Source organism: Lysinibacillus sp. NPDC048646, from assembly GCF_050272295.1.
GTDB lineage: Bacteria > Bacillota > Bacilli > Bacillales_A > Planococcaceae > Lysinibacillus.
Window position 1 is genome coordinate 82,370 of the sequence record NZ_JBNNLZ010000012.1, and the last position, 19,872, is coordinate 102,241.

General features: G+C 36.7%; 35 protein-coding genes. 5 read left to right on the top strand and 30 right to left on the bottom strand.

The genetic code is table 11. The annotated features are described in order from the left end of the window. Window positions 1–44: 44 nt before the first annotated feature. Entirely contained in the window at window positions 45–869 is an 825-nt protein-coding gene (locus ACQKII_RS14125) for a hypothetical protein (protein WP_427460225.1), read from the top strand. A gap of 116 nt (window positions 870–985) precedes the next feature. Then, on the top strand, window positions 986–1,717 hold the full coding sequence (locus ACQKII_RS14130) for a hypothetical protein (RefSeq protein WP_427460227.1): 732 nt from the start codon (window positions 986–988) through the stop codon (window positions 1,715–1,717). Between the two features lie 30 nt (window positions 1,718–1,747). Here the strand turns inward: ACQKII_RS14130 and ACQKII_RS14135 are convergent, their stop codons facing one another. From ACQKII_RS14135 to ACQKII_RS14280, 30 genes are all read right to left on the bottom strand, one after another. After that, window positions 1,748–1,960, bottom strand: coding sequence for a hypothetical protein (locus ACQKII_RS14135; RefSeq protein WP_427460229.1), 213 nt, complete (start codon window positions 1,958–1,960; stop codon window positions 1,748–1,750). Continuing rightward, the gene (locus ACQKII_RS14140; RefSeq protein WP_427460230.1) at window positions 1,941–2,327 is read right to left on the bottom strand and encodes a hypothetical protein; all 387 of its coding nucleotides are present in this window, start codon (window positions 2,325–2,327) and stop codon (window positions 1,941–1,943) included. The genes ACQKII_RS14135 and ACQKII_RS14140 overlap by 20 nt, the downstream gene beginning before the upstream one ends. Then, window positions 2,312–2,692, bottom strand: a complete 381-nt coding sequence (locus ACQKII_RS14145) for a hypothetical protein (protein ID WP_427460232.1) — start codon at window positions 2,690–2,692, stop codon at window positions 2,312–2,314. The genes ACQKII_RS14140 and ACQKII_RS14145 overlap by 16 nt, the downstream gene beginning before the upstream one ends. A 52-nt stretch (window positions 2,693–2,744) precedes the next feature. Continuing rightward, complete coding sequence (locus ACQKII_RS14150; RefSeq protein WP_427460234.1) at window positions 2,745–3,797, bottom strand: dUTP diphosphatase; 1,053 nt, start codon at window positions 3,795–3,797, stop codon at window positions 2,745–2,747. Next, on the bottom strand, window positions 3,775–4,326 hold the full coding sequence (locus ACQKII_RS14155; RefSeq protein ID WP_427460236.1) for a hypothetical protein: 552 nt from the start codon (window positions 4,324–4,326) through the stop codon (window positions 3,775–3,777). The genes ACQKII_RS14150 and ACQKII_RS14155 overlap by 23 nt, the downstream gene beginning before the upstream one ends. A 15-nt stretch (window positions 4,327–4,341) precedes the next feature. Then, a complete protein-coding gene (locus tag ACQKII_RS14160; protein WP_427460238.1) occupies window positions 4,342–4,539 on the bottom strand; it encodes a hypothetical protein in 198 nt (65 codons plus the stop codon). A gap of 229 nt (window positions 4,540–4,768) precedes the next feature. After that, window positions 4,769–4,966, bottom strand: coding sequence for a hypothetical protein (locus tag ACQKII_RS14165; protein WP_427460239.1), 198 nt, complete (start codon window positions 4,964–4,966; stop codon window positions 4,769–4,771). 42 nt (window positions 4,967–5,008) lie between these two features. Beyond that, entirely contained in the window at window positions 5,009–5,305 is a 297-nt protein-coding gene (locus tag ACQKII_RS14170; protein WP_427460241.1) for a hypothetical protein, read from the bottom strand. Window positions 5,306–5,336: 31 nt separating this feature from the next. After that, the gene (locus ACQKII_RS14175) at window positions 5,337–5,942 is read right to left on the bottom strand and encodes a hypothetical protein (protein ID WP_427460243.1); all 606 of its coding nucleotides are present in this window, start codon (window positions 5,940–5,942) and stop codon (window positions 5,337–5,339) included. Further along, window positions 5,929–6,204, bottom strand: coding sequence for a hypothetical protein (locus tag ACQKII_RS14180; RefSeq protein ID WP_427460245.1), 276 nt, complete (start codon window positions 6,202–6,204; stop codon window positions 5,929–5,931). The genes ACQKII_RS14175 and ACQKII_RS14180 overlap by 14 nt, the downstream gene beginning before the upstream one ends. Window positions 6,205–6,214: 10 nt before the next feature. Next, a complete protein-coding gene (locus ACQKII_RS14185) occupies window positions 6,215–8,212 on the bottom strand; it encodes a DNA polymerase (RefSeq protein ID WP_427460247.1) in 1,998 nt (665 codons plus the stop codon). A 7-nt stretch (window positions 8,213–8,219) separates the two neighbouring features. Beyond that, window positions 8,220–8,498, bottom strand: coding sequence for a hypothetical protein (locus ACQKII_RS14190; protein WP_427460249.1), 279 nt, complete (start codon window positions 8,496–8,498; stop codon window positions 8,220–8,222). Beyond that, complete coding sequence (locus ACQKII_RS14195; protein ID WP_427460251.1) at window positions 8,476–8,988, bottom strand: YopX family protein; 513 nt, start codon at window positions 8,986–8,988, stop codon at window positions 8,476–8,478. Before ACQKII_RS14195 ends, ACQKII_RS14190 begins: the two co-directional genes overlap by 23 nt. After that, the gene (locus ACQKII_RS14200) at window positions 8,981–9,244 is read right to left on the bottom strand and encodes a hypothetical protein (protein WP_427460253.1); all 264 of its coding nucleotides are present in this window, start codon (window positions 9,242–9,244) and stop codon (window positions 8,981–8,983) included. The genes ACQKII_RS14195 and ACQKII_RS14200 overlap by 8 nt, the downstream gene beginning before the upstream one ends. After that, complete coding sequence (locus ACQKII_RS14205) at window positions 9,228–9,746, bottom strand: hypothetical protein (RefSeq protein WP_427460255.1); 519 nt, start codon at window positions 9,744–9,746, stop codon at window positions 9,228–9,230. Before ACQKII_RS14205 ends, ACQKII_RS14200 begins: the two co-directional genes overlap by 17 nt. Window positions 9,747–9,882: 136 nt before the next feature. Beyond that, window positions 9,883–10,149 carry a hypothetical protein gene (locus tag ACQKII_RS14210; RefSeq protein WP_427460257.1) on the bottom strand — a complete coding sequence of 89 codons (267 nt, stop codon included), beginning with the start codon at window positions 10,147–10,149 and terminating at the stop codon, window positions 9,883–9,885. Between the two features lie 6 nt (window positions 10,150–10,155). After that, on the bottom strand, window positions 10,156–10,830 hold the full coding sequence (locus tag ACQKII_RS14215) for a DUF2815 family protein (protein ID WP_427460259.1): 675 nt from the start codon (window positions 10,828–10,830) through the stop codon (window positions 10,156–10,158). A gap of 13 nt (window positions 10,831–10,843) precedes the next feature. Further along, entirely contained in the window at window positions 10,844–11,074 is a 231-nt protein-coding gene (locus tag ACQKII_RS14220; protein WP_427460261.1) for a hypothetical protein, read from the bottom strand. A 14-nt stretch (window positions 11,075–11,088) separates the two neighbouring features. After that, window positions 11,089–11,334 (bottom strand): LexA repressor, encoded by a 246-nt coding sequence (locus tag ACQKII_RS14225; RefSeq protein WP_427460263.1) that lies wholly within the window; start codon window positions 11,332–11,334, stop codon window positions 11,089–11,091. 37 nt (window positions 11,335–11,371) lie between these two features. Further along, window positions 11,372–12,622 carry a DUF2800 domain-containing protein gene (locus ACQKII_RS14230; protein ID WP_427460265.1) on the bottom strand — a complete coding sequence of 417 codons (1,251 nt, stop codon included), beginning with the start codon at window positions 12,620–12,622 and terminating at the stop codon, window positions 11,372–11,374. Continuing rightward, entirely contained in the window at window positions 12,622–13,185 is a 564-nt protein-coding gene (locus tag ACQKII_RS14235) for a hypothetical protein (RefSeq protein WP_427460267.1), read from the bottom strand. The genes ACQKII_RS14230 and ACQKII_RS14235 overlap by 1 nt, the downstream gene beginning before the upstream one ends. Window positions 13,186–13,223: 38 nt before the next feature. Next, entirely contained in the window at window positions 13,224–13,421 is a 198-nt protein-coding gene (locus tag ACQKII_RS14240; RefSeq protein ID WP_427460269.1) for a hypothetical protein, read from the bottom strand. An 8-nt stretch (window positions 13,422–13,429) separates the two neighbouring features. Then, entirely contained in the window at window positions 13,430–13,843 is a 414-nt protein-coding gene (locus ACQKII_RS14245) for a hypothetical protein (RefSeq protein ID WP_427460270.1), read from the bottom strand. Window positions 13,844–13,864: 21 nt separating this feature from the next. Next, window positions 13,865–14,020, bottom strand: coding sequence for a DUF6906 family protein (locus ACQKII_RS14250; RefSeq protein WP_427460272.1), 156 nt, complete (start codon window positions 14,018–14,020; stop codon window positions 13,865–13,867). A gap of 6 nt (window positions 14,021–14,026) precedes the next feature. After that, the gene (locus ACQKII_RS14255) at window positions 14,027–14,290 is read right to left on the bottom strand and encodes an AbrB/MazE/SpoVT family DNA-binding domain-containing protein (protein ID WP_427460274.1); all 264 of its coding nucleotides are present in this window, start codon (window positions 14,288–14,290) and stop codon (window positions 14,027–14,029) included. A gap of 248 nt (window positions 14,291–14,538) precedes the next feature. Next, window positions 14,539–14,970, bottom strand: coding sequence for an AbrB/MazE/SpoVT family DNA-binding domain-containing protein (locus ACQKII_RS14260; protein WP_427460276.1), 432 nt, complete (start codon window positions 14,968–14,970; stop codon window positions 14,539–14,541). Then, window positions 14,967–15,716: a phage antirepressor KilAC domain-containing protein gene (locus ACQKII_RS14265; protein ID WP_427460278.1), complete on the bottom strand. Its 750-nt coding sequence runs from the start codon at window positions 15,714–15,716 to the stop codon at window positions 14,967–14,969. Before ACQKII_RS14265 ends, ACQKII_RS14260 begins: the two co-directional genes overlap by 4 nt. Before the next feature lie 151 nt (window positions 15,717–15,867). Further along, a complete protein-coding gene (locus tag ACQKII_RS14270; RefSeq protein WP_427460280.1) occupies window positions 15,868–16,110 on the bottom strand; it encodes a hypothetical protein in 243 nt (80 codons plus the stop codon). A gap of 203 nt (window positions 16,111–16,313) precedes the next feature. Continuing rightward, on the bottom strand, window positions 16,314–16,502 hold the full coding sequence (locus ACQKII_RS14275) for a hypothetical protein (RefSeq protein ID WP_427460282.1): 189 nt from the start codon (window positions 16,500–16,502) through the stop codon (window positions 16,314–16,316). A 98-nt stretch (window positions 16,503–16,600) separates the two neighbouring features. Continuing rightward, complete coding sequence (locus tag ACQKII_RS14280; protein ID WP_427460284.1) at window positions 16,601–16,795, bottom strand: helix-turn-helix transcriptional regulator; 195 nt, start codon at window positions 16,793–16,795, stop codon at window positions 16,601–16,603. 163 nt (window positions 16,796–16,958) lie between these two features. On the opposite strand from ACQKII_RS14280, the gene ACQKII_RS14285 reads away from it, so the two are divergent. From ACQKII_RS14285 to ACQKII_RS14295, 3 genes are all read left to right on the top strand, one after another. Then, the gene (locus ACQKII_RS14285; protein WP_427460286.1) at window positions 16,959–17,429 is read left to right on the top strand and encodes a helix-turn-helix transcriptional regulator; all 471 of its coding nucleotides are present in this window, start codon (window positions 16,959–16,961) and stop codon (window positions 17,427–17,429) included. 18 nt (window positions 17,430–17,447) lie between these two features. Continuing rightward, complete coding sequence (locus tag ACQKII_RS14290) at window positions 17,448–17,873, top strand: helix-turn-helix domain-containing protein (RefSeq protein ID WP_427460288.1); 426 nt, start codon at window positions 17,448–17,450, stop codon at window positions 17,871–17,873. A 112-nt stretch (window positions 17,874–17,985) separates the two neighbouring features. Then, window positions 17,986–19,863 carry a recombinase family protein gene (locus ACQKII_RS14295; RefSeq protein WP_427460290.1) on the top strand — a complete coding sequence of 626 codons (1,878 nt, stop codon included), beginning with the start codon at window positions 17,986–17,988 and terminating at the stop codon, window positions 19,861–19,863. Window positions 19,864–19,872: the final 9 nt, after the last annotated feature.

The window sequence follows — 19,872 nt, forward strand, 5'->3', positions numbered from 1 at the left end:
AGTTAGTATAATATAACTATTATTTCAAATAAGGTGGTAACTCAATGGAAACTCATACTTTTGAAGACTTAATAACAAAAACAGGGCTATATGAAGAGGTCTCATTTAAAAATGATACTAACGAAGAATTATTAATTTTCTTACAAAATAAATTAGAAACAAATGTTGATATGCACTGTATTCATTGTAAGAAAGATTCAACTTTTCATATGACTAATAAGCCCACTGCAATAGATAGCTATCAATTTGTAATACCTTATCACGAATCATTTATAGAAAATAATTACCTTGATGGAAATGTTTATAATTTTTATTTTAGCTGTAGCAGGGATATCAAACACAGTTACGTTTTCACATTAAAATTTAATGAAACTAGTGTTTTTAAAATCGGACAATTTCCTGCAGTTGCTGCTTTGGAAAAAAATGATATAGAAAGATATAAAAAGCTATTGAAGAAAGACTACACTAACCTTAATACAGCAATTGGGCTTCGTTCTCACGGTATCGGAGCTGGGTCCTACGTTTATTTACGTAGAATCTTTGAAGACTTAATTGAAGAAAAACACCTAGAAGCCCAAAATGATGATGACTGGGATGTTAAAGATTTCAGTAACTTACGAATGAAAGAAAAGATTAAAGAGTTAAAGCATAAATTGCCGAGCATACTAATTGAAACTCCTCAATTATATGGAATACTGAGTAAAGGTATCCATGAATTAAGCGAAGATGAATGTAAAGAATATTTCGAAATTACGAAGTATGCTATCGAGCTAATTCTTGATGAAAAACTTGTTATGTTAGAAAAGGAAGCTAAAACCAAAGAGCTAAAAACAAGTTTAAATTCAATAGCAGCAACAATATTAAAATAATACGATTGTAAAAACAAATTTAGTAAAGTTTGTTAATAACTCTCTCATCGCTTTCTTTCAATTCTATAGTCTAAAGAATTGGCCAGTTACCTTAATTAAAGGAGTATTATCAATAAATGGACAAAATTAAAATATTAAGAGATTTTCTAACATCTAACTTTCATAATATCCAATATGATGGTTCAGGTGGCATAGGGGTTGAGTTTCCTAATTTCGAAATATTTCCTCGTGACTTTTTAAGATTTGCAAGAATAGAATTAAATAGTATAACTTCACATGATATAAACAATTCTATCCATATAATAAATTGTGTCTCTCACCTGAAAAGAGCTTTAGATTGCCAATTTGATTTATTTTTATATCAGATAAATCTATTCAATTTTTCAAAAAGTAATAATTTGAGGTTTAATCATAAATTAGATTTCCTAAGGAACTCAGGAATTATCGAATCTAGATCAATGTCTAGGTTAAACCAACTTAGAAATAGAATGGAGCATGAATATAAAGTGCCCATTATTCAAGATTTAGAGTCTTATTATGATTTAGTTTCAGCAAGTATTTCAGTAATAGAATCGGCAACTGCCAATATAACTGGACACAACAAACTTTGGCTAGTTTCAACTGATAACTCTTTTGACTCCCTGACATTTAAATATAATTTTGAAGAAACTCCAAATATTTCAATAAATATTACGTTTTCAGATGCTACTGAAGAAATTAATATCAAAGTTACACCCAACGAACGAGATGTATTTGCTTATTATTTAAGAGCCTTTTTATTAATGGCTAGTTTAGACTTCAGAAGAGAAAACTTCATATTGGAAGAACTACAATTTAATTTTAATTAATATATTTGTTATTCGATTTAGTGCTATTTATCAAGCTTTTTTCCAGTCCTGAAAGCTCGTACGACTATACATTTGTGCATATTTCAATGCTGTACGAGCCGACAGGGCTTCTGTCTTCCAATGTGAAACCTGTTTAGCCATGTAATCTTTTATTACTTCCAAAGCGTCAATGTACTCTTGTTCGTACACGGAATCTCCATTTTCGTGACCTTCAATTACAGCTTCAGCTTGTTTCAAGTCCATTAGCTTCACTCTCCTCTAAAGACTTTTTCAAAGCCATTAAGTAAACCATGCTATCAGCGTGTTCCTCTAAAGCATGCTGGCACCATTCCACTTGTGAAAGATTATTGACTCGTACAGTTTCACCATACTTGCGGATCCCTTTTTCCGTCTGCTTCATGAAGATTGACTGAACCTCTGATAGAATATCGTTTGATTGCTGTGCTTCAAAAGCAGCAACCTTTGCCTCCAACTGTACAATCTGATGCGTCTGAGATTGAATAAGCTCTCGGAAATAATCAGTTGTATAATGCTCTGCTACCGCTGTTGCCGATTGTTTTGTGTTGGGCTTCAACTTATCCGACAGCCACGTTTTCATTTGTTCAAGCATTGGTTTTCACCATCCATTGTCATTTTCAAAATAAGCTCGTATTGATCATCACTAATGACCAATCTTGTGTTGTCTTTAAATCGTTGTAGAAACAGATTTGAACGTCTTTCATTTTTCTTTTGGCGTTTTTGGTTTATCAGTCTTTGAAGCTCTGAGATACGTACGTTCTTATGTTTAAGCTCATTTCGGACCTCAGCGCGTAGTTTTTCGCGACGTTTAAACTCCTCATAAGCTTCTATGCCCTCATTACCGCACCCCTTGTAAGTACGAGTACGGTAATGTCGTAGTTCAGCATCCATTTGTACAAGTTTTTCTCGAAGCCGTTTTACATCAAGTAACAGGTTGTCATATTCTTTTTGGTGCATGGCTTCAGCCCCTTTTTATCAACCAACGGTTTACGAAATCATCCTATCAAAACTAGTAATCGTTGTTTTGTCTATCAATGTTCTCTTGATGTTTTTTGGCATAAGCTGTTTCAACTTCTTGCCATGTGAAGCCAAGCATTTCAACTAATCCAATATACAAGTTAACTGCTATAGCGTACGTAATTTTGCTTTCTTCATCAGTTACAATAGACTGCATAAGTGCTTTGTATTGACCTGTAATGGATTGATTCTTCATCGCTTTAACAGTTGCAGCCTGCCAACCAAGAACAATCCCGCGAGCTAAGATTAAATGTAGTACATCGACTGTTTCCTCAAGTAACTTCTCGCGATCTATATTCTTGTTCTGCTTCCAATACTTGAAGCCTTGCCACTCATTAGCCGATTCAGCAAGTTCCACTAGGATAGCAAGCTGTTGTTCATCTAGGTAGTCATGAATTGAAATACCATGTTTGTTAGCAATAAAGGTTTCAAGCTCAGCCTGTTTCGCATACAACACTTGAAGACGATTGCCCCATAATTGTTCATTCAGTGAAGTATTTTCAGTTTTTAACGACTCGATGAATGTCATAGCATCTTTTAACTGTGCCTTAAAATCATTTAATTCCTTTTCAAGAATTGTGATACGGTCGGAATCAACAGCAGGCACCTTAACGCTTTTTTCTTGTGAAGTTGAAGCACTTTCTTGCTTGTCTTCTGATTCAGCTACTTTGCCGTAAACGCCAATAAGTCCGTTATCTTGTTTAAATTTATAGAACTTATTGTTATCAAGCTTTACTTTTTCACGAATCGCTCTATCTGTTAACCTTTGTGCTTTGAAATCATGATACATTTCTGCCGTTAATTGCTTAGTCATCATTACACCTTCGCTTTCATTAATTCTCATTTTTACCGACTGCTTTTTCACTGTGTAAACAGGCTCTGGCTGGACAGGTGCAACACGGAATGTTCTTATTTGGTTCAGATTATCCATTAACGAATCACCGATAGTACTGTACGCTAATATGTCTTCACTTTTACTATCAGTCAGCTTATCGACCTGCCGTAGCATCGATAAACGTTGGTTATGCAAAGTTATTAATTTCATTGGCAATATCCTCTCCTGCCTGTGCTCTTTGCGCTGGTACTGTTATGGAATCCTCTACTGACCAACCTCTCTTTAGACGAGTGACGATTGTTCCATACGGTAATCCGTTCTTCAGCGCAATAGCAATTTGTTCATCAGTAAATCGTCTTTGTCGTACAGGATGAGTTGCTGCATCTTCAGGGCTCAAGCCCTTCTTCATACGAGTGTTAAAAAGACTTCTACTTACACCATGCTCTTTTGCGGTTTGCTTCCACTCATTCCAAGCCTGTCCTATTGCCGTTATAACCCTAGGTTCTATTGGTGCGATAATGGAATCATCAATCTCTTTAATATTGTTAGCTCTACGGTATTGGCGTGTAACAGCTATATACTTTTCACCAAGCACAGTTATTTTGTTAAAAATAGGACAGCCTTCACAAGCTGTTACATCTTGACCTTTCATTGAGCAATCGTCACAATGCTTCTCTTTCAATCTACGTTCTTGTAATCCAAGCTTTTTACGTTTGGCTTTAGCCTCTTTGCGATCCATAAAGCCACCCACTTTCTAACTGTAATTTGCCATTTCCTCAAGATCACTATGAATTTCTGACAGTCGCTTTTTACTGCGAATGATTTCAGCATTATCGCTATCTTTCAGTGCTTTAGATAAACTAGCAAGCTCGTAATCTTGTTCAAGTTCTAACATGTGTCGATACTCACGTTCAATATCAATTTTGCGGATGATTTTTATCATCTGTTTCATAGGTTCAGCCCCTTTATGGTTATAGGATTGTTGTTCAGATTATTTAGTTAGATTTTTTTTGCAACACGATTCTAATTCGAAATAATTCGCTATATACCGCCAAACCACAAAAAGCGATCAGCGCATAAATAAGACCTAAATCTTGGATGAAAATTGATAGTATGATGACGAAAAATACTATTGAGTAAACCATTAAATTATCACCTCAAATCTTTACTCAAAATGTTCATTATGATTGTGTTGGATTTTTAACATAATCCTCATAGGCTTGTCTTAATAATTCACTTGTAACCTCTGTACGCTTATCTTTATGGGCTGCTACAAACTCTTGTTTTTCTTCAATTGTTTCACCTTCAAATTTAAAACCTAAAAACGTTTCAATCGCTTTTACTTCAAAATTAAGAGCATCTAATTGCCATTTTTCCATCATTTCATTCTCCCTTCGTATTGAACAAAATTTATCCAGTGGTCATTCATCTTCATTACGAATTAAATGTGGTTGCACTCTGGATTTTGGCAATCGTAGCAAAGTTACTAATCCAAAATCATGCAATGCATTTTCACCTTTTATCGCATCCTCTGGTATCCACACTTCTAATTTAATTCGATGATAACCTTTGTGTTTACCCGATTTACTTGGTGCATGTACAGAGCAATTACCAGACATTGGCGCTAAAACTGCCATGCTATCAGGATTATTTTCAGTAATCTGTTCTGCTACCTTTTGAACAGTTTCTGGTGTTACGTCAAAAATTACATTTCTCATTTTAGTAGCTCCCTTACTTCGCATTTTTTATCTAATAAGTCCTACAAGGCATCATAGCAACCTTTACTGCCTCATCATTTGAACTGAAATAACATGGATGCATCTTGTCAGTAAACTGCATTTTACAAGACAATAAACCTAAGTCATTCAAAAGCTTGAACGTCTTTGCTAACAGCGATACATCAAAATGGATGTTAACTTCGCTTTGGTTAGGACCTTTACCCATCAGATGATAAGTGCTAGTAAACTCAATTCCTTGGTAGTAGATTTTGTATTGGTCGCCCTCTGTTTCAAACCGAAATACCCCTAAAGGTGAAGCACCCTCAACCTTTTTCACTGCTTCAAGTGCTTGAGTTAAGAGCAGCATTTCTTTCACATCTAATTCGAGTGTTTCTGTAATTTCAAAATTAAAGAACTTCGAGTATTCATACACTGGCACATTTGAAGGTTTGCCATTTATCGTAATTGTGCGATTTGGTTCGTTTGGGCACACATTATTAGCTAGAACAGCAGTAACTGCACTCGTCATAAACAAATTTCCTTCAGCATCAATATGAACGACATGACATGCATCTTTTTCAGCGTCTAAATCAGTAAAATTCTTAGCGTGCTTCAGGAGTGTTTCAAAACGCTTCATTTGCTTCACGAGCCTTTGCTAACAACAGTTTCAGTTTTCCAGATAGAACAAGGAACATATATCTATCACCTTCATCAAGCACCCTGTCCATTGCAAATTCAAGGTTTGCAATTTCAGCACCTAGGACAGCCCCGTCCATTTCATCTTGAGATGCATCAAAACTGATTTGGTTATAAGCAGTTACCAGGTCAATAAGTTTATAATTATCTGTTATTTGTGAGCTTTTACAATTTACTCCTACCAACCCAAAATCCATTGACATATAAATCCTCCTAATCTTTTTTATAGAATGTGGTTTCGAAGCCGTCAGCTTCTAAAGGTAACCCTTCAGCCCAACTGATAGGTCGGCCCATGATTTCCTCAATGATTGCAATCGTATCCGGCTCTGATTCCACGACAACCTCGTCATGGATGTGCATTACGATTGGATAATCTTCTCTATCTAGGCGTAGCATCGACAAGGCTAAGCAGTCTCTAGCGATTGCTTGTACCGCATTCTCGACTAATTTCCCTCCGTATGTTGACGTCTCACACCAAGCTTTTGTGGTACCATCAACACCCCAAAAGACGATTTCTTGTTTGCCTTCAAACTTTTGATGATCTCGTAATCTAGCTTTGTAGTAGCAAAGTCTACGACCACTTGGCAGTTGCATCATGAGAGAACCATGAAGCATGAAGAACTTCATACCTTTGTTGAAAGGAATAATTTCACCAGGATTTTCGATAGCTCTCATTGCAGCAGCTTCAATGTCCCACCAAAGCTTTTTGATTTTAGGGTTCGCCTTGCGCCATGCATCAACCAATGGTTTAAGTTCTTTTTGTGTGATACCCATATCAAGTGCACCCATTGTTATTAATGCATTTTCTCCACCTTGATAACCGAGTGCTAGTTCTGCCACTTTACCTTTTTGGCGTAATGGTGAACCCTTATCAATCGTTTCAATTGGTACTTTAAACATCTGTGCTGCTGATGCTTCATAAATCTTACCGTGTGTATTAAACACTTCTAGGCGCCATTTCTCGCCTGCTAACCACGCTATATCCCGAGCCTCGATTGCACTAAAGTCACTTACTGCAAATGTTTTTTTCTCGCAGGGGATGAATGCTGTTCGGATTAATTGTGAGAGAACAAATGGCACTTGATCGTACAGCATTTCAAGAGTGAACAAGTCGGAATTTTCAACTATTTCCCGAGCAATATCTAAATCTGTGATCTTGTTCTGTGGTAGATTCTGCACCTGTACCAAGCGTCCAGCCCAACGACCAGTCCGGCTAGCACCGTAAAACTGTAATAATCCTCTTACTCTTCCATCTGAACAAACAGCAGCTTTCATGGTTACGAACTTGGCAGTACTCGTTTTAGATAGTTCCTGCCTGATTTCAAGCATTGTTTTGATGTCGCCATCCGTTTCATTAATTGCTTTTTTCACTGTCTCTTTTTGAAGGTTAGGAAGCTCTAAGCCTTGCTCTTTGAACCATGCTTGCAATTTGTTAGGGCTATTGGGATTCTCTAATCCAGTGATTTCCTGTCCAGTTTTCATCAATGTAGCTTTGTAGGCTTCATCGATTGCAAGAGCTCCTTCAACAACTTTCATATCTAGAAGGACACCACGATCATTAATCTCTTGATCCAAATGATACAGCGCCATCTCGAAACGGTCTGACTTACTGCCGAGATTAAGATACGGATCAACTGCATAGCCGACTGCCTTTTCGGTTTCTACGTCCTGTCGGCAATACTCAACGAAAGCATTCCACTTTTCCAAATCATCCTCTGGCATATTGCGAGTACGCTTGTCGTTTTTTGTCGGCTTACGTGGTTTACTGAAAAAGTTAATCAAGTGTGTACCTGCGCTGTCTTTTTGTTCATTGAGCTCCAATGCAAGAGCAGTATTTTTAAGTGTTGCTGGCAATCCGGCTTTCATAGCGTCAACCATCGTACAGCGCCACTGTTTAGGATTTAGGTAGTTTCCTTCTCCAAAACCTTCAGTTAAGTCGATGTATTCTTTTGCAAGATATGCACTAAGAGCAACACGCTCAAACTGTGCGTTAAATGCTTTCTTCAAAACTTTCGGATTTACCAAAGCTTCAATAATTTCAGGCGGGATAGTTTCACCTCTAGCAAGCTCGACTGTTTTTGTTGGATGCCCATCCACGGAATAAGCAAAGATGAGTATGTCAAAGTCAGGTGCTTCACAGTATTTATAGACACCAACCTTTTTTAGGTCATAGCTTGAATAGGTTTCTATGTCGATATTGAGTGTTTGCATTTAAGTTTCACCCCCAATCTTCCAATAGCGCTAGGTGTGATTCTTCATCAACCCATAACTTTGATAATCGAATAATATGTCTATCCTTTTCGAGAATTGATATATCGTTATCGGAAGTATTTATTGAACGCCAACCTTTATTTTGTAATTCTCGAATAATATTTAGGTGACTTTCATTGTTGTTGGAATACAGCGATGCAACATAGTCATAATAGCTACCATCAACATCTTCAAATTGTACATTCCAACTAATAGTGCTTATCCTAATGGACTTTAATCGAGCCATTTCTGTCACCACCCAGTAGTTCAGAATTTTCGTAAATGTTGCCTATGACTTCGTAAGAATAGATTACAAGTCCCGTTATATTAGAGAGCAGTTGGGTTTGACCTTTATAAATAGTTAAGTGACCATGTATTACTTGAAGGACACCATTAATTTTCTTTAACCAATAATCTCGATACAGTTCATACATTTTGAAATGCATTCCATCGTTATAAATTTTTACAACTCTAGTATTCTCATGCTCTCCATCTATGAATGTATACTTAACAATATCTCCCTCAAAAATCTCTCTGCCGTTCTTATCTCTAATTCCTGTAAATTGCATTAATACTTGATGATCAGGTTCTGTGTAATGGCAGCCACCTTCCGTCTGTATGACCTCACATAGCTTACCTTCGCTACTTATGAATAAGTTATCATCGTCAGTTAAATAAACCATTTGATTTTCATAACTGTAAATTTCGCCGTATACTCTAAATTTAATCTCACGCATAAAACCCCTCCTCTACAGCTTTCCAGAAGTCCTCCACACTAGCCCATAGCTTAAATTCATACTTACTGTTTTTGTGCTTGTTTGTTAGTGTATGAATATGAAAGCGACGTTCGTGTAAATGATTCACAGGTTGAGCGTAAATGGCACCTTTTTCAATACGAGTGATGATGTGTTCAGTAATGTAGGGCTTAGATTGTTCTACAGTGTTTCGAACTGATACCCATACACGTTGATTGATATCAAACTTTGGTTTCATTCTTAACACCTTCTTTCGCTTCAAGAGCAGCAAGATAAGCTTTAACATATTCAGCTTCAGTGACTTCTTCTAAGTAATCCAAAGCCCCAAATCTAAATTCAGCATCGGATTTGATGTACATAGTATCTACACCATTTAAGCGTTCAAGTGTCTCACCTTGGCGTCTCATAACGCCATAAGAAAAGTTAACTAATCTTTCAGGTTCAATTGCTTTGAGATTAGATTCTTCAACAAGTTTGTCATAGAATGCAATAATCTGTTTGCCAAGTTTGCTATTCTTCTTCGGCATACCTTTTTGAGTGAATGCTTTTAGTTGTTCTCCCTCTAGTACATCTACATCATGATAGTAGTAGTTAGGTGACACACTGTATTGGTCACATTCTGGTAAATTAAATTCCTTACAAACAGCATGAGTAATCTCTAATAACTTCTTTTCAGCTTCACGTGCAGCAAGAATAGCTTCGAAGTACTTGCTTTCAGGTTTTACTCTGTAGAATTCCATTCAGTTCAACTCCTTATTATTTTTAAAGGTATTTCCTTCCCTTCTTTATACCTAAAATCTTGTATTTCTTCCTATTTAATAGGTGTTTTAGGTATAAAGAAAAGAAGGCCCAAAAATAGACCTTCCTTATGCAGTTTTAATCAAGCAATGCATCTATCTCACATTGTTCTTTTAATCGCTTGTGGCGTTTTAACCCGACTAATTGAACAATGTACTTTAAATCTTTAACTTCTGTTTCATCAACATACCTTTTGAATCTAGCAACGGTATATCCTGTAGCTGTCTCGACAACGACTAAATTATTTTCGTTTAGAGTTTCTATATAAGTTTTGTAGTGATACTCTTTTTCTCCAAAACCTGTGGCACTTAGACTACTAGGAAAATTAACAACAGCTATTTTCATGATTTATTAATCCAATAGATCTTCATCTTCAGAGAAGTCATTATCTACTTCATCAGCGAAGTCAGATTCAGCAGATGCTCCACCAGCAAGACGTTCACCGTCACGAGTTTTGAATAAGTTTTGTAGTCCAGCAGCAATACCTCGGTTACCATTAGCATTGAATGGATAGAAGTTCACAGCCACTTTGCCGTAGCAACCGCTGTAGAACTCATCTTCATCTGTAATTTCAACAACAGCACCAGTACCTTTTTTCACGATGCCAGGTTTGTTTTTAGAAGTGGCATTAAAGAAGTAGTGTCCAGCGTATGTTTCATCATCAGGTCGTTCCTCGTCACCATCACGTAGAGGAGTTTTAAGGTTGCCAGGAATTTTACCGTTCCATTTTGCTTTACCTTCTTGCTTAGCAGCTTCGATAGCTTCATTAATTTTCTTGATTGTATCTGTATCCGATTTCGGGATAAGTACTGCAACCGAATACTTTGGTTCATTACCTTCAATTGATGATGGTTCCCACACGTTTGCATAGCTCATACGAGCCTCATTTGTAATTACTTTAGTACCTTCACGTTTTGCCATTATAAATTCCTCCAATGTTGGTTTTCTTGTTTTTGTTCTGTGAGAGCTAACTGCCCATCGCCCACTTGTGAACTGCTCAATATGCCAATCTGCAATCTCACCCATCAGTTAAACCCTCCTATTGTTTTTCACGTAAATCTAATTTGAATTTTTCATTTAAGAAAGGCTCAAGCATTACAGCCTTTGCAGTATCAATGTCAACCTCAATTACTGAAACAAGTTGTTGATCTCCATTGTTTGTAATGCTACTTAACAGTAGTAATGCTTTACTTTTATCTGCTGCTAAACTTGTATGCTCAGGCTCGATAAATTCACTTACATCTTTTGTTGTGATTAAATACCGTTTCATGTTTCCACCACCTCTCAATTTGTAGTATCTAATGCTTTTTCAGTTAACCGAATTGTACGAGGTTTGAACTGTTCTATTTCGATATAACCTTTTTCAACTAATCCAATTAGATGTTTTTGTACCGTGGAAGTTGAAGTGAGGTTGACACCATCTGCAATTTCTCGAACTGTTGGTGCAAACGTATGCTGTTGTCTAAATTCATTGATGAAATGAATGATTTGTTTTTTGCGATCACCTAAGCCCTTTGCTGTTGTGTTCATTGTGTCACCTCACTTTTATCAACCAACGGTTTCGGTATTAATCTAGTAAATCTTCAGCAAAATCACTTGCAGCAGATTCAGCTGATTGGATTGCAGGGCGTTTATCATCTTCTGTGACAAGTACAGGTTTACCTGGTGGTTTGACGATAACCCCTTTTAAGATTTCGGCAAATGCTTTCTTACCGACTTTCTTTTCAAGATTGGTAATACTTTCTAGCTTACGTGGTGCATATAAATCATCTTCTTTGACACTGCCCTTTTCAAGCAGTCGCTTTACAGCTTCGGCTTCATTGGTAATAGCTCGGTTACTGCGACCTTCTACTAATTTAAAGCCTTCATAAGATGTACCACTAAGAGCTTGATCCAGTGCGTAAGCTTTAATGTCCTTACACCACTTCTCGATATCATCGACAACAAATAGGATTTCAGCTAGCTCAGTACTCGTTAGTGTTGCTGGTTCAGGTGTGTTCACATCAATGGTGCCATCGTCTGCAAATTCTGCTTTGGCTGTTTCTAGTGCTTCATCAGCTCTAGCTCGACAACTAGATTTGATTTTACAGAACCTGCAATGTTCACCAGGTACATAATCACCGTCACCCTTGTCTGCCATTTCTGCTTTAGGTTTCACTTCTTCATTTGCCCATTTATATAAATCTGCAGCTGACATTTCAAAAGTAGAAATGCTGTCAAGCCTTGGTTGTACAATTGTCATGTGCACTTCTTGAATATCGTAAAGTACGTCATGCGCGGTGATAGCACCTAAGCCATATAGTTTCATCTGTGGATTTTCATAGGCATCGACTGCAACGCCTTTTCCATACTTTAAGTCGATGATTTCTAGTACACCGTCTCGTACAATGAGTACGTCACCTGTACCAAAACCGTTTGGCACCCACTGACTGAAATCTAATCGTTGCTCAATGAGAACAAGTGCATCTGGTGTTTCAAGCCTTGCAGCATTAACGCGTTCCATGACAAAGTCGGTATAGACTTCAATCATTTCTTCCATTTCAGGACCGTAATATTGCTTTTCTTTTTTGAACTTATTCAGACGTCTAGTTGCTTGAGCTTTCGTGATGTTGCCAAGCTCACGATCAAGAATAATTTCACTGTACTCGTGTGCTTGTGTACCCTCTTCAGCGAATGGACTTTCAGGTTCTTTGATACCTTGGGCTTCAAGTTCTTGCATGAATATCCCTTCTGCTCGTGCAGAAGGTGTACATGTTAGCCATCGTTTTGAGCCGCTAGCGCTAAGTAGCGCATGCGCTCTCTCGCTATGGCCCGTCATTAAACTTCACCTACAGCTTCTTTAATAGCAGCTAGTAAATCAGGGTACTTTTCTTCAGGTACAGCTGAAAGCTTTGGCGCATTGAATGATGTTAAAATTGCTTTGAAATCAGCTTGACGACCGTTCGATGTCAACTTTGTAGCTTCAGCACGAATCATTTCCATTGTGATACCGTGGTCCTCTGTTTCAGATGATTGTCCATCGCCGGATTGAGATGCAGCGACATTAGTTTGCTCTTTTGCTTTATCGATGCGAGTCTGTTTTTCAGCTTGAATACGATCATATTCAGTTTTTGAGATTTCAACTAAACCCTTTTCAAGATGCTCAGTTAATTCCTCACCCTTATTCACCACAATAGCTGCACCCGATTCTTCATGGAAAAGATATGTGCGTTTAGATGCCTTTGTAGTTTCTTCTTTTTCAACTGAAGTTTTAGGTGTAAGTTCAACTGCATCTGCAACTGATAAGTTTTCTGATTGTGTACCAAGTGCTGAAAGGAATGCATTAACTAAACTTACAATCTGTGAATCTGCTTTAATAACGTGAGTAACTTCAATTTTCATTTTTGTTTTCTCTCCTTTTGTGCTACAATAGCACTGAATCATTGGTGTGATTTGTCATTGCCGTTAACTGTTCCAGCAGTTAGCGGTTTTTTACGTTCATGGACTGTTGCCTCTAATACCTCAATAAAATAATCTTCCATCGAGTCAAGATGGACTGCTCTGTCATTCACTACGAAATAAGCATCGCCCTCTTTAATCTCTTTCCCAAACATATCTGTTGGTGGTTTTTGATTCATCTTCTCACCTACTTTCCAAAGATTAATTCAATATCAGACTTTTTAGCTTTACGAGCTTTCAACTTCACATCTGATTCACTGTAGGTAGCTGAACGAATCATGTCACTAGTGAGACGTTGTTCTTCTACAAGTTCAGCAATTCCTTGAGTGTTCAAATCTTTTTGAGGAACTTCAAGTTCTGCAGCAAGCTCCTTTTTATTCAAAACAGATTTTGTAACGTTTCCTACAGTCAGTACATAAGGCAAGTTATTCTTATAAGCTAGTACTTTGCCATGCTTTTGAATGTGATCAAACAGTTTACCTTCAAGTTTGTCCTGTTCATCTTTTAGATTTGCACGTTTACGCTTGATGTCTTCGATTTGCTGATATAAACCGTTAGCTTCTGATTGCTGAATTTGTGTGTTGATTTGTAAATCATTCATAAGCTTTCCTCCTATTCAGTTTTAAGGTGCAGGTATTACTTTGGGCTGTCCTGTATAGCGGTGTATTAGCTCCCACTCTTCAGAAGTGCATTTTGAGATAAGCCAGTTCTCGCTATTCAAGTTCAATGATTCTAGGTATTTACGTTGGGCAACTGTTAAACGTTTTCCGTTCTTCATAAACTATTACCTTTTTAAAAGCTTGATAGCATCTTCAATTACACGCTTTTGCTCGTCCAAAGTTAGTTCACCAAGAAGCTTTTCTAACTCAAACTGAGTACGCATTTTGCTCTCACTTACTGGCTCAAATTTGCGAAGAATAATGTTGTTACCTTCTGTGAAGATTTCTAGTGGATCCTTCTCTTTGATGTCGAAATTGTCGCGAAGTTCCTTTGGAATTACGACGCGACCTAGCTCGTCTAGCTTACGTGTGATACCTGTTGATTGCATAATTAAATCCTCCTTGTTTTTAAATTTAGTAGGGTACTGCTACCTATATCTTATCCTGATGTCGTATTTCCCGATGTCAGCCATAATTCTTATGGGTCTGCTCAAAATTGCGCACCCTCCCCTTTTTTAGATAAGAACATCTGCTGAAATTTCAGCACATCAAAACCTTCTTGGCTGAATTCTCAGCCATCAACGTTTCTGTAACAAGTAGTAAAATAGGTCTGCCGACTTTTCGGCTACCCCTTTTACTAAACCTTGTCTGGTGCATCGAGTAAATCATTTGTTTCTTTCCAAAGTTTTTCAACATCTTTTTTACCGTCGCCCCACGATTGCATTATGTCAATTGCTGCTGCAGGATTAAGTTTTGATAACTGACTAATCTTTTTCGGTAAATTAGAAACAATTGTAACGATTTCCATACCGATAGGTAACTCGAAAGGAGTTAGTGCTACTTGCTTTTGTTCATTTAATGCTGGAACACCTAATGGTTTTTCAGAGTCAAATTGTGTACCCACCTTGCTTACACTTGCAGCATCGTACTTGCGTAGAATGATGTTATTCTCTTTTGTGAAAATTTCTAGTGAATCCCTTTCCTCGATTCCTAAGTTGAGGAAAAGTTCTACTGGGATTACAACACGGCCAAGCTCGTCCAATTTCCGTGTTATGGCTGTTGATTTCATGATATTTCACTCTCCTGTTCTTTTAGAAATTTATTAATGAAGTAAATCTGGCCTTTACCTGTTACTTTAGACGTTTTAGTGATTCTCGCTGATCCATCTGGATTAGAAATAGTTCTCTCTTTAATTTCAAAGAGTTCTAAGTCCATGCTTCTCTGTGTTGGCATGTTGTAATCTGCACCTTTACGTTTAATCAGGTAACCATTCTCGCGTAACCAATCAAATAATCTTTTTTGCCCTGTGTCGATTCCATTCTGTTTAAGTAGTTTAGCCAATTCACCTACTAATATAGAAGTGTGACTTGCTGACACAGAATCTGCGAATAGTGCTTTCGGTTGCATCTCTGATACCTGTCGCTCCAACACTAATGTATTAGCTCTTAATGAATCAATTTTTGCGTTTAAGTGGTCCATAGCCCTTTTTAAAATCACTTCAGGACTATTCCAGAACTTCTCCACTTTAATAAAGTACTGTCGAGCTTGTTTACCCTGTTCGTTTCGTTGAATCATTGAAAGCTCTTTTGCCATGTCTAGTTTTATAGCATGATCTAGTTTTGGGCGACCCCCAGTAGGTTTCTCGGATTTTTCCGATAAACTAATAAAATCAACGTTTTCAGTAAATCCATAAGTGACCATTCGTTTAAACCAATCTGTGTAGTTGTCCTTTACACCTAAAAATTCATACAAATCTCGACCGCTTACAATAATGTCACCATTTTCATTTTGAGTTGTTTTGATTAGTTCGCTCATTAACATTCTCCTCTCTGGTGAATAGATTCTGTGCAAGGTATTTCTAGTCCATTTCCTTGCGAGCTATTGATAGCCCTACGGTTTCTGGTACCGCTTTGGAAGCTCTAATACTTTAAAGTTCCCAAAGCGAGAACAGTGTCTCGCAATCTATTTAACTGATTTTTGATTCTAATATTGCTGTTGAACCTACTATCTCTTGATATCTGTGGTGTTCAGGTCTTGATTGCCTAAGCATGTACCCTCCAACCTTAAAATCAACTGCATCAATTTTTTCATAATCATTAGTTGCTACAGCTTCAAGCATGTTTGCTTTTAGTGGGAGTACTTTAGCTGAAGTGTTGTTTATCTCTTGCTTTGTTAAAATTTTGGATACGAATTGAATGAATTTGGTCATTTATACACCTAACTTTCGAATAGAATACTGAATAAAAAAAACGCTTTTAGGTTTTAAAGACTTTAATAATATCTTTAAACACTTTAAAATTAATTAAATAAATACATAAATCACTTGAACCTAAACGCACGTTTATGTTAGGATATAAACAACTGAGAGTTGTATTTTATAAACAAGGTTTAAGGCTATTTATTGACTATAGTCTATGCAGATTTATCTGATGTTGGCGCATCAAGTAAATCAGTTGTTTCTTTCCAAAGTTTACGGATATCTTTTCTTCCCTCTCCCCAATCTTGGATTATCCCAATGGCTGCATTTGGGTTTACTTTGGAAAGCTGACTAAGCTTTATTGGCAGGTACGCATACATTTTTGCTAAATCTTTATTGAACATGGCGGTAATTTACCTCCTTATTTTTTGCTATAATAAACAACTTTTGGCTGTAATTACGCATTGAAATATAGTAATACATCAAAAAGATGTTATGCATATTATAAAATAGATTCAATTGGAACTTCAAAAAGTTCAGCCAGCTTTTTAGCTTTCTTTAAAGTTGGAGATCTAATACCTTGCTCCCATGCACATACTGTTTGTTGGCTAGCACCTATTCTATTTGCAAGTTCCTTTTGCGTCCAATCTTTAGTGATTCTTAACGATTTTAAATTCTCTCTTTTTTGAGTATCCATAGTTTCACCTCTTTTTCTTTAACACCCAAAAGTTGTTTTGTTAATTTAAAATCTAACAGCTTTCAGCTGTTAATGCAACATATTTATACCAATTAATTTTAACTTCTGGAATAAAAGTCGTATAAAACGCGTTATATCAATATTTTGAAAGGTGGAAATTAAAATGTTCTTTTTCTTCTTTTTCGATGAAAAGTATAAAAATTTGGGATCGTTCCTAAAAACAATGCGAAATAAAATAGATCTTACACAAGCTCAGTTAGCTGAAAAATTAGGTGTGTCTCAACAAACAATAAACAGTTGGGAGAATAACAAAAAGTTTCCTTCTGTTAAATTAATCCCCGAATACGCGAAAATTTTAGGTGTTGATGAAGACTTATTCTTTAAAATTAGAAACGATGCTGTAATTTCAAAAGAATCTCCAGATGTTCAATCTGCTCACCATTATCCAGAGGAATTAAAAGATTATCAACCAGACATGATTTACTATAAAGATGATATGCCTATTAGTATTGAATCTAAAAACATTCTTAGTTCAATTGATGGTGAACCCCTATCCGTTGAAGAAATTGAAAAAGCAGCTGAGTACATTCGTGCACTGCGTATTATGAAAAACCAAAATTCTAATAATAAATAATCAACTGGAGGTGCTCTTATGAATCCTAAGAAAGTAGATATTCGAAAACAGTTTAGTACTATCCTTGCTGATTACCTACTCCAGCTTCGTCAAAACAGAAAATTATCTTTAGCTGACGTTGCGTCGCAGACAGCTATGACTCCACAAGCAATAGGCTTGTATGAAAAAGGAAAACGTATCCCGTCTGTTAACGCTATGGCTAAGCTAGCTTTTTTCTATAATGTGGACGAGGAAGATGCTTTAAAAGTAAGAGAAGATGCAATCATTGACACTACAAAAATTCTAGGTGATGATACCCCATCTGCAATCAAAAATGAGTATGTAGTTCTCTCTCTAAGAGAACCACAAATCACTATTGATGGTGAACCTCTTACTGCTGAAGAACTAGAGAAAGCAACTGAGTTTATTAAAGCTATGCGTATAAAACAGAACAAAACTTTCTAAAAAACAGAACACACATTCGCTTATTTATGTCATAATAATATCATGAGAACAGGTGTTTGTAAAGTGTTCCCAAATATAATTTCAGAAAATTTATAGAAAGGTTGTGTAGCAGTTGGTAGAAAAAGATTCCAAAGCATCTAAAGTATTACGAGTAGCTATTTACATTCGAGTATCTACTAAATTACAAGAAGATAGATATAGTTTAAGTGCACAAACAGTTGAATTAACTCGTTACGCTAATCAGCAGGGTTGGGAAATTGTTGAGATTTTCAGAGATGTTGATAGTGGTACTAAACTTGATAAAAACGGTCTGAAGTCTCTTTTAGATTGTGTTGAAAATGGACAAGTTGACATAGTCCTTTGTATCGAACAAGATCGCCTATCGCGTTTAGATACGATAAAATGGGAGTATTTAAAAGATGTGTTACGTGAAAATAATGTAAAAATTGCAGAGCCTGGACGTATGTCAGATTTAGCAAATGCCGATGATGAATTCTTCTCTGATTTAAAGAATCTATTAGCACGTAGATCAAGACGTGATTTACTTGGAAAAATGGGCCGTGGATTACGCCAATATACACGTGAAGGTAATGTTTGGGGAAGGCAGCCAGAAGAGTATGTTTACAATCATGAGACTAAAGAGATATCAGTTAACCAAGATCGCGCATGGATTATACCGCTCATTGATCGACTTTATCTTGATGAAAAGATGGGTTTGCAAAGGATAGCTGTGCATTTAAACAGTATAAGTAAAACAGCAAAAAGTAAAAAATGGACCGCAGTTCAGGTTCGAAATAAATTAAGGAATCCAGCGTATCACGGTCAGTTGAGAAAGTCTTTTGGCAATGGTGAGACAATTGTTGAAGATAACGTCTACCCTGCTATTCGTACAAAAGAAACTTTTGACAGGATACAAGAAATGTTAGAACAACGTCATACCAAGATTGGTTCAGGTGAGCCCCATTTCTTAAAATCACTTGAGATTCGATGTGCTGATTGTGGGAACATTTTAAGTATCCGAAAAGGTAGCTATGTTGAAGGAGAATATAAGCACTATTTGCGCCATTCAAATGATTATGTTAACCCCTGCCCTAGTTTGCCTAGCATTAATACTGACAGGATTAAGGTCCCTTTGCTAACATTTGCTGAGAAGTATTTAACTGGTGAAGATTCAGTTAAGAACTATTTTGATTTAGAGTTTGAGGACGATGAAAAGTTAAACCATCTGGAGCTTGAAACGAAGAAAATTGAAAATAACATTAAAGAAAATAATGAGAAAATAGATAAACTTTTAGGACTTTATTTAAGTGGCAAATGGTCTGAAGATGTACTAGATAAAAACAAACAAGAAATTGAAAACGAAACATCTAAGCTTACAGAGCTTTATGAAGCTAATCTTAAAAAGATAAAATTAATAAAAAGTAACCAGTACTCTTTTGAAGTGTTAATCCAACACAAAGATATTATCCCTGATGCTCTCGCTATTAGCGCTCTTTCCCTAGGCCTTGCGCCAGAACAGGATATCCAGGATTTGATAGATAGCATGTTTGAAAAAGCTATATACGACGATGCTTCAGAAACCTTAAATCTAAGATTAAGGCTTGCTTCAGAAGGCATTTCATGGGACGTACCGCTTATTTTGGATCCCCCAAATGCAAAACAAGAAGCTGAAAAACTTGAGGAACAACTGGATAGATACAAGCAAACACAAAAACTTATTAACTCGCAAGGCAGAATGATAACTTTCGCTGAGCTAGTTAAACTATCACCTTTTAACGCTCGTACGCTTCGTAAAGATGAGGAAAGGTTCGGTCAATACAAAAACCTTCAACTTGGAAAAGGTAGCCTAGAACGCAAGGAAATACTTGCTAAAGAGATTAGCAGAATCCTAGCTAATCAACCTGACATTGGTGCACGAAAAATAGCCAAAGAGCTTTCAATGAGTGAAAAGACTGTACTCAAGTATATCAAAGAGTTCAATTTACGTTAATACACCCAT

Excerpts from the sequence above, each read along its gene's own strand:
- ACQKII_RS14125 (WP_427460225.1), top strand. The coding sequence starts at position 45 with ATGGAAACTCATACTTTTGAAGACTTAATAACAAAAACAGGGCTATAT.
- ACQKII_RS14130 (WP_427460227.1), top strand. The coding sequence starts at position 986 with ATGGACAAAATTAAAATATTAAGAGATTTTCTAACATCTAACTTTCAT.
- ACQKII_RS14135 (WP_427460229.1), bottom strand. The coding sequence starts at position 1,960 with ATGGACTTGAAACAAGCTGAAGCTGTAATTGAAGGTCACGAAAATGGA.
- ACQKII_RS14140 (WP_427460230.1), bottom strand. The coding sequence starts at position 2,327 with ATGCTTGAACAAATGAAAACGTGGCTGTCGGATAAGTTGAAGCCCAAC.
- ACQKII_RS14145 (WP_427460232.1), bottom strand. The coding sequence starts at position 2,692 with ATGCACCAAAAAGAATATGACAACCTGTTACTTGATGTAAAACGGCTT.
- ACQKII_RS14150 (WP_427460234.1), bottom strand. The coding sequence starts at position 3,797 with ATGAAATTAATAACTTTGCATAACCAACGTTTATCGATGCTACGGCAG.
- ACQKII_RS14155 (WP_427460236.1), bottom strand. The coding sequence starts at position 4,326 with ATGGATCGCAAAGAGGCTAAAGCCAAACGTAAAAAGCTTGGATTACAA.
- ACQKII_RS14160 (WP_427460238.1), bottom strand. The coding sequence starts at position 4,539 with ATGAAACAGATGATAAAAATCATCCGCAAAATTGATATTGAACGTGAG.
- ACQKII_RS14165 (WP_427460239.1), bottom strand. The coding sequence starts at position 4,966 with ATGGAAAAATGGCAATTAGATGCTCTTAATTTTGAAGTAAAAGCGATT.
- ACQKII_RS14170 (WP_427460241.1), bottom strand. The coding sequence starts at position 5,305 with ATGAGAAATGTAATTTTTGACGTAACACCAGAAACTGTTCAAAAGGTA.
- ACQKII_RS14175 (WP_427460243.1), bottom strand. The coding sequence starts at position 5,942 with ATGAAGCGTTTTGAAACACTCCTGAAGCACGCTAAGAATTTTACTGAT.
- ACQKII_RS14180 (WP_427460245.1), bottom strand. The coding sequence starts at position 6,204 with ATGTCAATGGATTTTGGGTTGGTAGGAGTAAATTGTAAAAGCTCACAA.
- ACQKII_RS14185 (WP_427460247.1), bottom strand. The coding sequence starts at position 8,212 with ATGCAAACACTCAATATCGACATAGAAACCTATTCAAGCTATGACCTA.
- ACQKII_RS14190 (WP_427460249.1), bottom strand. The coding sequence starts at position 8,498 with ATGGCTCGATTAAAGTCCATTAGGATAAGCACTATTAGTTGGAATGTA.
- ACQKII_RS14195 (WP_427460251.1), bottom strand. The coding sequence starts at position 8,988 with ATGCGTGAGATTAAATTTAGAGTATACGGCGAAATTTACAGTTATGAA.
- ACQKII_RS14200 (WP_427460253.1), bottom strand. The coding sequence starts at position 9,244 with ATGAAACCAAAGTTTGATATCAATCAACGTGTATGGGTATCAGTTCGA.
- ACQKII_RS14205 (WP_427460255.1), bottom strand. The coding sequence starts at position 9,746 with ATGGAATTCTACAGAGTAAAACCTGAAAGCAAGTACTTCGAAGCTATT.
- ACQKII_RS14210 (WP_427460257.1), bottom strand. The coding sequence starts at position 10,149 with ATGAAAATAGCTGTTGTTAATTTTCCTAGTAGTCTAAGTGCCACAGGT.
- ACQKII_RS14215 (WP_427460259.1), bottom strand. The coding sequence starts at position 10,830 with ATGGGTGAGATTGCAGATTGGCATATTGAGCAGTTCACAAGTGGGCGA.
- ACQKII_RS14220 (WP_427460261.1), bottom strand. The coding sequence starts at position 11,074 with ATGAAACGGTATTTAATCACAACAAAAGATGTAAGTGAATTTATCGAG.
- ACQKII_RS14225 (WP_427460263.1), bottom strand. The coding sequence starts at position 11,334 with ATGAACACAACAGCAAAGGGCTTAGGTGATCGCAAAAAACAAATCATT.
- ACQKII_RS14230 (WP_427460265.1), bottom strand. The coding sequence starts at position 12,622 with ATGACGGGCCATAGCGAGAGAGCGCATGCGCTACTTAGCGCTAGCGGC.
- ACQKII_RS14235 (WP_427460267.1), bottom strand. The coding sequence starts at position 13,185 with ATGAAAATTGAAGTTACTCACGTTATTAAAGCAGATTCACAGATTGTA.
- ACQKII_RS14240 (WP_427460269.1), bottom strand. The coding sequence starts at position 13,421 with ATGAATCAAAAACCACCAACAGATATGTTTGGGAAAGAGATTAAAGAG.
- ACQKII_RS14245 (WP_427460270.1), bottom strand. The coding sequence starts at position 13,843 with ATGAATGATTTACAAATCAACACACAAATTCAGCAATCAGAAGCTAAC.
- ACQKII_RS14250 (WP_427460272.1), bottom strand. The coding sequence starts at position 14,020 with ATGAAGAACGGAAAACGTTTAACAGTTGCCCAACGTAAATACCTAGAA.
- ACQKII_RS14255 (WP_427460274.1), bottom strand. The coding sequence starts at position 14,290 with ATGCAATCAACAGGTATCACACGTAAGCTAGACGAGCTAGGTCGCGTC.
- ACQKII_RS14260 (WP_427460276.1), bottom strand. The coding sequence starts at position 14,970 with ATGAAATCAACAGCCATAACACGGAAATTGGACGAGCTTGGCCGTGTT.
- ACQKII_RS14265 (WP_427460278.1), bottom strand. The coding sequence starts at position 15,716 with ATGAGCGAACTAATCAAAACAACTCAAAATGAAAATGGTGACATTATT.
- ACQKII_RS14270 (WP_427460280.1), bottom strand. The coding sequence starts at position 16,110 with ATGACCAAATTCATTCAATTCGTATCCAAAATTTTAACAAAGCAAGAG.
- ACQKII_RS14275 (WP_427460282.1), bottom strand. The coding sequence starts at position 16,502 with ATGTTCAATAAAGATTTAGCAAAAATGTATGCGTACCTGCCAATAAAG.
- ACQKII_RS14280 (WP_427460284.1), bottom strand. The coding sequence starts at position 16,795 with ATGGATACTCAAAAAAGAGAGAATTTAAAATCGTTAAGAATCACTAAA.
- ACQKII_RS14285 (WP_427460286.1), top strand. The coding sequence starts at position 16,959 with ATGTTCTTTTTCTTCTTTTTCGATGAAAAGTATAAAAATTTGGGATCG.
- ACQKII_RS14290 (WP_427460288.1), top strand. The coding sequence starts at position 17,448 with ATGAATCCTAAGAAAGTAGATATTCGAAAACAGTTTAGTACTATCCTT.